10 protein-coding genes are annotated in these 12,115 nt (G+C 30.2%); 6 read left to right on the top strand and 4 right to left on the bottom strand.

What is annotated here, in order from left to right; genetic code table 11:
* Positions 1-17 precede the first annotated feature (17 nt).
* Both FNB79_RS14105 and FNB79_RS14100 read left to right on the top strand, forming a co-directional pair.
* On the top strand, positions 18-1,034 hold the full coding sequence (locus FNB79_RS14105) for a PLP-dependent cysteine synthase family protein (protein ID WP_143381964.1): 1,017 nt from the start codon (positions 18-20) through the stop codon (positions 1,032-1,034).
* A 134-nt stretch (positions 1,035-1,168) separates the two neighbouring features.
* Entirely contained in the window at positions 1,169-2,425 is a 1,257-nt protein-coding gene (locus tag FNB79_RS14100; protein WP_143381963.1) for an aminotransferase class I/II-fold pyridoxal phosphate-dependent enzyme, read from the top strand.
* A gap of 63 nt (positions 2,426-2,488) precedes the next feature.
* Here the strand turns inward: FNB79_RS14100 and FNB79_RS14095 are convergent, their stop codons facing one another.
* Entirely contained in the window at positions 2,489-3,607 is a 1,119-nt protein-coding gene (locus FNB79_RS14095) for a GTP cyclohydrolase (protein WP_143381962.1), read from the bottom strand.
* A gap of 46 nt (positions 3,608-3,653) precedes the next feature.
* The gene (locus FNB79_RS14090; RefSeq protein ID WP_143381961.1) at positions 3,654-4,658 is read right to left on the bottom strand and encodes a transporter; all 1,005 of its coding nucleotides are present in this window, start codon (positions 4,656-4,658) and stop codon (positions 3,654-3,656) included.
* 114 nt (positions 4,659-4,772) lie between these two features.
* Here FNB79_RS14090 and FNB79_RS14085 point away from each other — a divergent pair, with 114 nt between their 5' ends.
* The 4 genes from FNB79_RS14085 to FNB79_RS14070 are packed head-to-tail and all read left to right on the top strand — an operon-like array spanning position 4,773 to position 10,264.
* Positions 4,773-5,051 (top strand): DUF4834 family protein, encoded by a 279-nt coding sequence (locus tag FNB79_RS14085; RefSeq protein WP_143381960.1) that lies wholly within the window; start codon positions 4,773-4,775, stop codon positions 5,049-5,051.
* Positions 5,052-5,080: 29 nt separating this feature from the next.
* A complete protein-coding gene (locus tag FNB79_RS14080; protein WP_143381959.1) occupies positions 5,081-7,501 on the top strand; it encodes a YfhO family protein in 2,421 nt (806 codons plus the stop codon).
* 28 nt (positions 7,502-7,529) lie between these two features.
* A complete protein-coding gene (locus FNB79_RS14075) occupies positions 7,530-8,807 on the top strand; it encodes a glycosyltransferase (RefSeq protein WP_143381958.1) in 1,278 nt (425 codons plus the stop codon).
* The gene (locus FNB79_RS14070; protein WP_143381957.1) at positions 8,807-10,264 is read left to right on the top strand and encodes an oligosaccharide flippase family protein; all 1,458 of its coding nucleotides are present in this window, start codon (positions 8,807-8,809) and stop codon (positions 10,262-10,264) included. The genes FNB79_RS14075 and FNB79_RS14070 overlap by 1 nt, the downstream gene beginning before the upstream one ends.
* A gap of 53 nt (positions 10,265-10,317) precedes the next feature.
* On the opposite strand, the gene FNB79_RS14065 is transcribed toward FNB79_RS14070, so the two are convergent.
* Both FNB79_RS14065 and FNB79_RS14060 read right to left on the bottom strand, forming a co-directional pair.
* A complete protein-coding gene (locus FNB79_RS14065; RefSeq protein WP_143381956.1) occupies positions 10,318-11,310 on the bottom strand; it encodes a hypothetical protein in 993 nt (330 codons plus the stop codon).
* Between the two features lie 167 nt (positions 11,311-11,477).
* Complete coding sequence (locus FNB79_RS14060) at positions 11,478-12,053, bottom strand: NUDIX domain-containing protein (RefSeq protein ID WP_143381955.1); 576 nt, start codon at positions 12,051-12,053, stop codon at positions 11,478-11,480.
* Between the last annotated feature and the right edge of the window lie 62 nt (positions 12,054-12,115).

Here is a 12,115-nt window from a genome sequence, read left to right as displayed (position 1 = left end):
GCTTATAAATGAGATTTATGGAACATAAAAATCAAGTTTTTGATAACGTATTACATTTAGTTGAAGAAACTCCTTTAATAAAACTAAACAAAATTACGTCTCAATTTAATGGTGAATTTTATGTAAAAGTAGAAGCATTTAACCCTAGTAATTCATCTAAAGATCGTATTGCTTTATATATCCTAGAGCAAGCCGAAAAGCAAGGACATTTAAAACCAAACAATACTGTAATTGTTACTAGTTTTGGAGATTCTGGATTTAATATAGCAAAAGTTAGTCTTATTAAAAGCTATGATTGTGTAGTTGTAGTAAGTTCTAGATTTTCAAAAAGTAAAATAAATTTACTTAAAACAATGGGAGCTAGAGTGTATGTGTGTGCAGCACATTTAAGTCTAAATCACCCAAAGTCGTATTACAACGTTGCAAAACAATTACAAATAGAAATTAAAGATTCTATGCTAATTAATGAATCTTTAGAGGCGTTAAATATAGACTTGCAATATAAGTCTTCTGGTCCTGAAATTTGGAAGCAGACAGCTGGTAAAATAACACATTTGGTAATGTGTAGTTGGTTTGGTGAGGCTATGATTAATACAGCAATGTACTTAAAAGCACAAAACCCCAATATTAATATATTAGGAGTAGATGTTTTTAGTTCAGTAATAAATAAGACTAAAATATCTAAAGCTCACGAAGATTATACTTTTGCAAAAACAATTGGTAAAAATGTTACTGCTTTAGAGATTATAGACGAGTTTGTAAATGTAGCAGCTCAAGACAGTACACAAACGGCAAAATGCATTTTAGAAACAGAAGGGCTTTATGTAGGCCATACTTCTGGAGCAGCAATGCAAGCAGTATTACAATTGGGAAAAGCAGGTCGTTTTTCTAAAACAGATGTCGTGGTTGCCATATTTCCAGATCAGAGCACACGTTATATTAATAGGGTGTCTGGAGATACTTGGAGAGAAGATCAAAGGTATTTAATGAGTATGAATAGAGAAACAATAGAGAAAAATCAATATATAAAGTAAAGATAATTGAGCACAATGCACTGATTTTAGACGTATTGTGCTTTGTTATTAAGTTTGTTAACAAGAGGGGTTAAATTTATTATGTCATAATGTCAAAAATGGCTAATTTTGCCCAAATAATATTAGTAGCTTAAATGAAAGATTTATTTGAAAAAATATATAAGGATAAAGGACCTTTAGGAAAATGGGCGTCTCAAGCAGAAGGGTATTTTGTATTTCCTAAAATTGAAGGTGAGATATCTAACAGAATGAAATTCCAAGGGAAAGATGTAGTGACTTGGAGTATTAATGATTATTTAGGATTAGCAAACCATCCTGAAGTAAGAAAAGTTGATGCAGAAGCTGGAGTAGCTTACGGATCTGCTTATCCAATGGGAGCAAGGATGATGTCTGGTCATACAGATCTTCATGAAAAGTTACAAAATGAGTTAGCTGAATTTGTTAGTAAAGAGGCCGCTTATTTATTAAACTTTGGTTATCAAGGTATGTTATCTACTATTGATGCCTTAGTTTCAAAGGACGATATTATTGTTTACGATGTAGATGCTCATGCATGTATAATTGATGGAGTACGTTTACATATGGGTAAGCGTTTTACTTATAAACATAACGATATTGAAAGCTTAGAAAAAAATCTAGAGCGTGCTACAAAAATGGCAGAACATACTGGAGGAGGAATTTTAGTAATCTCTGAAGGAGTTTTTGGTATGCGTGGAGAACAAGGACGTTTAAAAGAAATTGTTGCCTTAAAAGAAAAGTACAACTTTAGATTTTTGGTAGATGATGCACATGGTTTTGGTACTTTAGGTAAAACTGGTGCAGGAGCAGGTGAGGAGCAAGGAGTGCAAGATGGAATTGATGTTTATTTTGCAACTTTCGCAAAATCTTTAGCTAGTACAGGAGCATTTATAGCAGCCGATCAAGAAATTATAGATTATTTAAAATATAATTTACGCTCTCAAATGTTTGCAAAATCATTGCAAATGCAATTAGTTGTTGGTGCTTTAAAGCGTTTAGATATGCTTAGAACAATGCCAGAACTTAAAGCTAAACTTTGGGAAAACACTAACGCTTTACAATCTGGTTTAAAAGAACGTGGTTTTGATATAGGAACTACACAAAGTTGTGTAACGCCTGTGTACTTAAAAGGAAGTATTCCTGAAGCTATGGCATTAGTGAAAGACTTACGTGAAAATTATGGTATATTTTGTTCTATAGTTGTATATCCTGTGATTCCTAAAGGATTAATTCTTTTAAGATTAATACCAACTGCAACACACGATCTAGAAGATGTAAGAGAAACTTTAGATGCTTTTGAAGCTATTCGTTCACGATTAGAAAACGGAACTTATAAACGTTTATCTGCATCTGTTGCGGCAGCAATGGAATAATAAATACGTTATTATTATAAAAAAATCCGAAACTCTTTAAGTTTCGGATTTTTTTTGGATTATTTATTCTAAATTTTTGCGATATGTTTTTCTACGCTTATATGTTGTGGCTTTAAAATGTTTCCAAATTTGGTGAGATGCAAAATTTTCTTCCAATTCTGGAGTACGAATACAGTATTTTACACCTAAAGGTTTTAGTGTTTCGTAATATTCGTTAAATATAATTGCGGTTACTCCTTTATTTTTATACTTAGGTTCTACACCAATTAAATAAAAAGAAACAGTTTTACATTCTTTTTTAGCTTTTAATAAATGTAGAAATCCAAAAGGGAATAATTTACCATTAGCCTTTTGTAATGCTTCAGCAAAAGAGGGCATAACCACTGCAAAGGCAATCATATTATCATTTTCATCCATAACAAATTTGATAAATTCTGGATTGATAAATGAAATAAATTTTTTCTTAAAATAAGCTTTTTGGATTTCTGTAATTTCGACAAAAGAAGCCAATTCAGAATAACTAGTATTGAATAAATCAAACATTTGATCTACGTAAGGCATTAAATCTTCTGTTTTTGTAAAATTTAAAGGCCGTAAACCGTAGCGCTTTTTTACCAATTCATTCATTCTTTTAAAGAATTCTGGTTTCACATTTGAAAATGGAAATTTATTTTCCTGATATTCTTTTTCTTGTACTAAGCCTAATTTAACAAGATGTTCTACATAATACGGGTAATTGTACCACGTAATCATAGATCCAATATGGTCGTATCCTTCTGTTAATACTCCTACTTTATCTAAGTTAGAAAATCCTATAGGACCTTCCATATATTCTAAATTATTCGCTTTTCCAATTTCGTTTACTTTATCTAGTAATGCTTTGGTAACTTCTATATCGTCTATAACATCAAACCAGCCAAATCTAATTTTATTATGTGATTGTTTTAAATCTAATTTATTAATAATTATAGCAATTCTCCCTACTATTTTATGGTCTTTTAAAGCAACATATAGCGTAGCAGAAGCATCATTAAATATTGGATTTTTGTCTTTGTTAAAGACTTCCATTTCTTGAGAAATTATAGGCGGAACCCAATACGGGGATCCTTTATATAATTCGAATGGAAATTTCACGAAATCTTTTAATTCTTTCTTAGTTTGTACTTCTTTTAATATAATCATTTAATGATTTCTACGTATTCAAATATTTAATAATAATGTTAGGATATTAATCCATTTTATATTCTGTTGGTGCTGCGTCTTCATCTTCACCAAACTTATAATAATCTTTATTATTTAAGCGTTCAGCTTCTTTTTGTGCCGATGTCCCGTTTTCATTATTATCTATAACTTTATCTTTATGTAAATCTAGACGGTAAGATGCACCAAAATTTAGGCTAAATACAGAAGGGGTATCTTTTACATTAAATGTTAAAGCTGTATCAAATTGTAAATCTTTACTAAATAAATAGGCACCACCTAAACGAAATAAATCATCAGCATAAAAATCATTTTTAATGCCTTGATATTCACCAAAAGCCACCCATTTTTGCCCAAAACTATGTGTTAATGTAAAAATGTATTGTAAATCTGAAGCGTCAGTACCATAACTATCTTCCATACCAATACGGTTTTTATATAAGTTCATTATAAAAACCCAGCCATTAGTAAAGTTATGTTGAGTATTAATTCCTATTTTAGGACTAAAACCTTCAATTCCGTATGGTGTATAAGGATTAAATTCTGTATCGTAATTTGCTCCAGCATAAATTGAAACAGCCGGAATTAAACGGCTCCATTTAAACTTTCTATTCGCTTTCCAACTGTACAGGTTTGGTTTGTCTTCTCCTGCTTTTTTATTTGGATCGTAAACTAAATATTTTGCTCCCATAGAAAAGTATTTCATGTTAGAGCGTGAAATTTCATCATCTATTATAGAACTGTGATAAGTTTGTGTATCGGCTTGAAATGTACCATCTACAATAATTTCTAAAGGTTCCCACAGTAATCCATAACGTGCAGCAAAATCTACACCAGCCCCACTAACGTCATAATTTAACGGATCGTGTTTTTCCTTAATATAATAAGGACCAGCTTCTACCTGAATAACATTTACTCCTACAGCATATGCGCTTTTAGACACACCAGGACGATTTGAATTAATAACATCTGTATATTGTGCCATGCTTAAAAGTGGGATGGCACATAAAATAATAGTAATATAGATTTTCATTGGTTAAGTACTTTTGAGATCTTAGCCTCCAAATATAGAGATTTTATATTTTTTTTATCAATTTACAATTCTTTTTAAAGCATAAGAATTGTATTTTTGCTTAAAATAATAATTATGCTTCAATACGCTTCGGCGCCAGGTTTAATGAGAACGATATTAATAATTTTATTGATTTGGTTTGGCGGAAAGATACTATTAAGACTTTTCTCCCCTTTAATCATGCAGTTTTTTGCAAGAAAAGTTGAAGAAAAATTTGGATCTCAATTTAATTCTAATCAACAAAAACGACAACACTCTCAGCCAGAAGGAGAAGTCGTTATTGATAAGATGCCAAAACAAGAAACTTCAAATAAAAATGTAGGTGAATATGTAGATTACGAAGAAATTGATTAATTTTCGCAATCATAGATTAATACATATTCATGTCATTTTCAATTAAACGATTTCTACCACATTTATTAGTTTTTATAGGCTTTGTAATTCTTTCATTAGCTTATTTTAGTCCAGTTTTAAAAGGAAAAGAAATTTTTCAAAGCGACATCATGCATTATATTGGCATGTCTAAGCAACAGAAAGATTTTAAAGCGCAAACGGGTGAAGAAACGTATTGGACTAATAGTGCGTTTGGTGGTATGCCTACTTACCAATTAGGGGCAAAATATCCTCATAATTACATTAAGTCTTTAGATTTAGCAATTCGGTTTTTACCAAGACCAGCCGATTATCTATTTTTATATCTCATCGGGTTTTATGTTCTATTACTGACTTTAAAAGTAGATTTTAAACTTGCTGCTCTAGGAGCTTTAGCATTTGGATTTTCTACCTATTTAATTATTATACTAGGCGTAGGACACAACAGTAAAGCACACGCAATAGCGTATATGCCTTTAGTTTTAAGCGGTATTTTACTCACTTTTAGGCGCAAGTATATTGCTGGGTTTTTGTTAACTACCGTGGCAATGGGATTAGAGTTGGTTGCGAATCATTACCAGATGACCTATTATTTAATGTTGTTGGTATTAATTTTAGGACTTGCTTATTTAGTTGATGCGTATCAGAAAAAAGAACTACCTCATTTTTTTAAGGCTGTTGGAATTTTATTAGGTGCGGTTATACTGTCTATTGGTTTAAATGCAACTAATATTTTAGCCACTCAGGAATATGTAAAAGAGAGTACACGTGGACAAAGTGAATTAACTATTAACGCCGATGGTTCTCCAAAAGAAACGTCTTCTGGCTTAGATAAATCTTACATTACAGAATATAGCTACGGGAAATTAGAAGCTCTAAATTTATTTATTCCTAGAATTTTTGGAGGCGGAAGTCATGAAGATGTTGGTACCGATTCAGAATATTATCAATTTAATTTAAAACGAGGCGCTACACCTTTACAAGCTAGAGAAATTGTTAAACAAGCACCAACATATTGGGGAATTCAACCCATAGTTGAAGCACCAGCGTATGTCGGAGCAGTTATATTGTTTCTATTTGTTTTAGGCTTATTCCTTGTAAGCGGACGTGTAAAATGGTGGTTAGTTGGTGGTACAGTGTTGTCTTTATTGCTTTCTTTTGGAAAACATTTTGGGCTATTAACAGATTTCTTTATCGATTTTGTACCTATGTATAATAAGTTTAGAGCTGTAAGTTCTATACAAGTTATTTTAGAATTGTGTATCCCCGTGTTAGGTATTTTAGGTTTGGTTGAATTATTTAAAGAAACGGTTACAAATAATGATAAACTAAAAGCTTTAAAATATTCGGTTGGAATAACTGCTGGATTAGCTGTACTTTTATTATTAACAAAGTCTACCTTATTTGATTTTGTTGGTGGAAATGATGGTTATTACGCTCAAAATTTTGGTCAAGATTTTATTGATGCTATACGTGCAGACAGAGCTTCTATGTTTACACAAGATACGTTAAGAACATTGTTATTTGTTATACTAGCCGCAGCAGTTGTATGGATGTACTTAAAGCAAAAATTATCAGAAACTGTAGTTGTTGTAAGCCTAGCTATATTAATATTATTTGATTTAATAGGCGTAGATAAACGTTATGTAAACAACGATGATTTTAGATCGTCCAGTCAAGTTAATAAACCTTTTCAGCCCAACGCAGCAGATTTGCAAATTTTAAAAGATACTACCCATTTTAGAGTATTTGATGTTACTTCTGGAGCTGCAAGAGCTTCTTATTTTCATAATTCATTAAATGGATATCATGCAGCGAAACTAGGGCGTTATAATGAGGTATTTGATTTTTATATTTCAAAAAACAACATTAACGTGTTAAATATGTTGAATACCAAATACATTATTGCTCAAGATGAACAAGGTGCATATTTCCCTTACGAAAATACCGATGCTAATGGCAATGCCTGGTTTGTTAATCGTGTACAAACTGTAGAGAATGCTAATCAAGAAATTCAGGAATTGGATAGCTTAAATACTAAAATAGTTGCGGTTACAACTTCAAATTCTATTAAATACACAAAAAATGTAGTAGATTCTACGGCAACTATAAATGCTATTGTTTATAAGCCTAATTATATTAAATATAAGTCTAACAATAACCAAAATGGTTTTGCAGTTTTTTCAGAAATATACTATGCCGATGGTTGGAACGCATATATAGATGGAAATTTAGTGCCTCACGAGCGTGTTAATTATATTTTACGAGGTTTAGATATTCCTGCAGGAACACATAGTATTGAATTTAAATTTGAACCAAAAGTAATAGAGAAAGGTAGTACTATAGCATTAGCTAGTTCTGTAGTTTTTGGTTTACTACTTTTAATTGGACTCTTTTTTGGATTTAAGAAAGGTTTAATTACTAAAATCTAATTTTAATTTAATTCAATGTTGTTGTACAATGAAAAAAAATGTACTTATTGTAACATATTACTGGCCACCTGCTGGAGGTCCTGGTGTACAACGTTGGCTTAAATTTGTAAAATATTTACCGGAGTTTAATGTAAATCCAATAGTTTATATCCCAGAATATGCTAATTATCCTTTAATAGATCGTAGTCTACAAGACGAGGTTTCTAAAGATGTAACCATTTTAAAAACACCTATTAAAGAGCCTTATAAATTAGCACGTTTACTTTCTGGAAATAAAGCCACAACAATTAGTAAAGGAATTATAACCGAGTCTAAAAAACAAAATCTAATAGAGCGTTTAATGCTTTATATACGGGGGAATTTTTTTATTCCTGACGCTCGAAAATCATGGGTAAAACCTTCGGTGTCTTTTTTATCTAATTATATTGCAAAACACCAAATAGATACAGTTATTACAACTGGTCCACCGCATAGTTTACATGTAATTGGACTACAACTTAAAACGCATTTAAATATTAAATGGATTGCAGATTTTCGCGATCCGTGGACTACAATTGGATATCATAAAGAATTAAAACTTACCTCGGCCTCTAAGGCTAAGCATAAAGCTTTGGAGTCTAAAGTTTTAAACACTGCTGATGCTATTATTGTAACAAGTAATCCTACAAAAAAGGAGTTTGAAGCCATCACTAAGCAACCTATACATGTAATTACTAATGGTTATGATACAGTAAAAACAGATGTTATATTATTAGATAAAAAGTTTACACTCTCGCATATTGGATCGTTATTATCTAAACGTAATCCTAAAATTTTATGGCGAGTATTAAGTGATTTGATAAAAGAGCATGCAGATTTTGCTAAAGATTTTCAACTTAATATAATTGGTAGTATAGGAGAAGATGTGCTTGAATCATTAGAGAAATTTAAACTTAGTCCTTTTATTAATGATGTTGGATATGTATCCCATAAAGCAGCTGTTACCTATCAACAACAATCACAATTATTATTGTTAATTGAAATAGATTCTACAGATACTCAATGTATCATTCCAGGAAAACTCTTTGAATATTTGGTGTCTAAACGCCCTATTATAGCTCTAGGACCAGAAGGGTCTGATGTTGAAACTATAATTAAATCAACTAACACTGGGCAATATTTTTTATATACAGATTATAATAATTTAAAACGTGAAATATTAAAGTACTATGAGGCTTATAAACAAGGCAGTTTAGAAACTCAACCAATAGGTTTACAGAATTATAGTAGACGGTTTTTAACTGAAAAGCTTTCAAAAATTGTATAATGGGAGCAGTTATTAATCAATCTATTAAAAACACAATCATTACCTATTTAGGTTTTGGATTAGGAGCCATTAATACCTTGTTTTTATTTACTCGATTTTTAAGTGATGAGTATTTCGGGCTAATTACCTTTATACTTTCAACAGCAAATATTCTTATGCCATTAATGGCTTTTGGAGTAAATAATACTATTATAAAATTTTATTCATCTTTTAAAACCCGACAATCTCAGAATTCATTTTTAACATTAATCTTATTTTTACCTTTAGTAATTATTATCCCATTTGGTGCAATAGGTTATTTAGCCTTCGATACAATAAGTATATGGATGGCTAACGATAATAGCTTAATTAAAGATTATGTTTGGTTAATTTATATTTCTGCTATTGTTTTTGCATATTTTGAAGTGTTTTATTCCTGGGCAAAAGTGCAAATGCAATCTGTTTTTGGAAATTTTATGAAAGAAGTTTTTCATAGATTATGCACTATGTTTTTATTGTTTTTAGTGTGTATAAAACTAATTTCAGTAGATGAACTTATTCTAGCCATTGTAATGATGTATGTAATAAGAGCCTGTATTATGATGGTTTATGCTTTTAGTGTAAAGCGACCTGTAATTTATTTTTCTAAACTCTCTAACCTCTCAGCTATTTTAAAATACACTAGTTTAATCATTATTGCAGGTTCTGTAGCTAATATTATTTTAGAGATTGATAAATTTATGATAGGCTTTTATAAAATTCTCGAAAATGTAGCATATTATAGTGTAGCAATTTATATTGCATCTGTAGTAAGTGTTCCTTCTAGAGCAATGCATCAAATAACAAATCCGCTAACAGCTAAATATTTAAACGAAAAAGATAAAGGAAGTTTAGAAGACTTGTATAAAAAGTCGTCTTTAAACTTATTTATAATTAGTGGTTTTATTTATCTTTTAATTATTCTGAATATTAATGAATTATATAAATTAATACCAGAACAATTTGGAAGTGGTATTTTTGTAGTTTTCTTAATAGGAATAGCTAAACTATTTGATAATTTTTTAGGAAATAACAATGCCATTTTGTTTAATAGCGATTATTATAGAGTGGTATTAATACAAGGAATATTTTTGGCAGTAATGTCTGTTTTTCTCAATATGTATTTTATTCCTAAATATAGTTTAGATGGCGCAGCATATGCTACTTTTATATCTGTGTTTATTTACAATATTATTAAAGTTAGCTTTGTATATCGTAAATTTAAAATACTTCCATTTTCAAAAAACACACTCAAAGTTTTTATGCTTATAATAGTAAGTGGTATTATGTTTTATTTCTGGGATTTCTCAATCCATCCAATAATTAATATCGGTTTAAAATCTTTACTTATATCAATTTTATATGGAGGCATATGTTACTATTTAAATTTGTCTGATGATATTACTCTACTATTAAATAAAATTTTAAAACGTACTTAAAAAAATCCTACGTATACCTTTGGGAAAACGAATACGCAGAATTTGTAACTATTTTAACCTCTGTTTTTAACAGTAGTTCTACTGGATCTGGAATTAGAATCACTGGATTTTGTAGAAGGTTTAACTACAGATGATCGTGTAGGTTTTTTACTTGTATTTTCACTATATCTATTTTTTGAATTAGTTTTAATAGTCGCATATTTAGACGTTTTAGAATTTGTTCTAGAAGCTTGTTGTCTAGAGCTCTTATTTATTAAACTATTATTTTTACTTGATTTTGTATTAGTGTAACGTGATGATGTGTTGGTAGACCTGTTGCTGTTTGCAGTATATCTCGAGTTGTTTTTTGAACTGGTAGATGACGTGCTATTTCGCTCACTTGTATTATGATTTACATACCGTGTTTTATTTACTTTTTTATAACGGTTTACTACTGGTCTTCTATTATTTTTATATGGTGTTTTATAAGAGTGTCTTATTGGGCGATAATTTTGTCTATATGGTTTGTGATAGACAATACGGTAATTTGTATGTGGTACACGATAATAATTATGCCATGGTCTAAATACATAACTTACATTGTATGTATTAATAAATCCAGTATAGTGACTATAACCATAAGCATTATAAAAAATATTCATATTACCCACATTGGACACTAAGCCACGACTATTATAATTAATGGCTACATTACCTGCACCAATAATACGCCCATAATAATCGTAGTATATCGGAACATTCTGGATTTGAATAATTGCGCCATATTCATCGTATTGTACATATGGATTATAGTTATAGCCCGTGTTAAAACTAAACTGAACATTTGGAGAATTAAAGGCAATATTCACATTTTTGTTAACGCCTAATACATAAAAATCAAATTGTCCATCTTGGAATATAGAAAATTCTACACCCTGTTCTGTAAATATAAACGATTTAGTATTTGAGTAGTTTATGCCTTCTATTGACTTATTAGACACAATCTCTGCATTAGCACTAGTAAAAGCAAAAATGGAAAAGAATAATAATGTGTAAAATGATTTCATAGCGTATCAATTTTTGGTTTGTATTGAAATAATTACAAACAACGTGCCAAAATTGAAAACGCTATTGAATTAATGATAATAAACACTTGTTTTTGTTGCTAATTAATCACTAATTAATCTTTTTTATTAGTGATTAATTTAACTAAAATATGGTTTTATTATAACTGCTAAAATTTGTGTAATAACAACCACTGTAAGGCAATTATAGTTTTAGCATCTTTAAAAAAATTGGCATTAAGTTTTTGTTTAATTTCTGAAATAGGGAGTTTAATAAGTTGTATGTCTTCTTGTTCAGATTTTAATCCTCCGCCTTCAAATTTCTTGTCTGTTGAATTAACTTCAGCATAAAAAGCATTTACTTTTTCAGAACTTCCGCCTGGTGAAGAAAAGTATTCACCTATAAGTTCCATTTTTTTAACTTGATAGCCTATTTCTTCCTCAACTTCACGTCTAGCACATTCCATAGGATCTTCACCTTCTTCCATGCATCCAGCAACAATTTCTATCAGCCATCCATCATAGCCAACATGTGTAGCTGTTGGATATCTAAATTGATTAATTAATAAAATGGAATCGGTATCTTTTTCAACTAAAACAATAGCAATTGCACTTCCTCGATCAAAATTTTGTCTTATTACTTCTATTTGACTATCACTATTAAACGTATCGTGAAGGATGGTTGCTTTTTTTATTTTAAAAAAATCATCGTAAACTAAGTCTTCTTTAATTATACTATATTTCATACATAGGTTTTATATCTGACTAAGGTAATTAATTATAAGATATATTAAAAAGTTACTTATCT

Source organism: Formosa sediminum, from assembly GCF_007197735.1.
Classification (GTDB): Bacteria; Bacteroidota; Bacteroidia; order Flavobacteriales; family Flavobacteriaceae; genus Formosa; species Formosa sediminum.
Note: the sequence above shows the minus strand (reverse complement) of the source record. Positions and strands in the feature narration are given on the sequence as shown.

Bases quoted from the DNA above. Each gene is read 5' to 3' on its own strand.
- FNB79_RS14105 (WP_143381964.1), top strand. From the start codon at position 18: ATGGAACATAAAAATCAAGTTTTTGATAACGTATTACATTTAGTTGAA.
- FNB79_RS14100 (WP_143381963.1), top strand. From the start codon at position 1,169: ATGAAAGATTTATTTGAAAAAATATATAAGGATAAAGGACCTTTAGGA.
- FNB79_RS14095 (WP_143381962.1), bottom strand. From the start codon at position 3,607: ATGATTATATTAAAAGAAGTACAAACTAAGAAAGAATTAAAAGATTTC.
- FNB79_RS14090 (WP_143381961.1), bottom strand. From the start codon at position 4,658: ATGAAAATCTATATTACTATTATTTTATGTGCCATCCCACTTTTAAGC.
- FNB79_RS14085 (WP_143381960.1), top strand. From the start codon at position 4,773: ATGCTTCAATACGCTTCGGCGCCAGGTTTAATGAGAACGATATTAATA.
- FNB79_RS14080 (WP_143381959.1), top strand. From the start codon at position 5,081: ATGTCATTTTCAATTAAACGATTTCTACCACATTTATTAGTTTTTATA.
- FNB79_RS14075 (WP_143381958.1), top strand. From the start codon at position 7,530: ATGAAAAAAAATGTACTTATTGTAACATATTACTGGCCACCTGCTGGA.
- FNB79_RS14070 (WP_143381957.1), top strand. From the start codon at position 8,807: ATGGGAGCAGTTATTAATCAATCTATTAAAAACACAATCATTACCTAT.
- FNB79_RS14065 (WP_143381956.1), bottom strand. From the start codon at position 11,310: ATGAAATCATTTTACACATTATTATTCTTTTCCATTTTTGCTTTTACT.
- FNB79_RS14060 (WP_143381955.1), bottom strand. From the start codon at position 12,053: ATGAAATATAGTATAATTAAAGAAGACTTAGTTTACGATGATTTTTTT.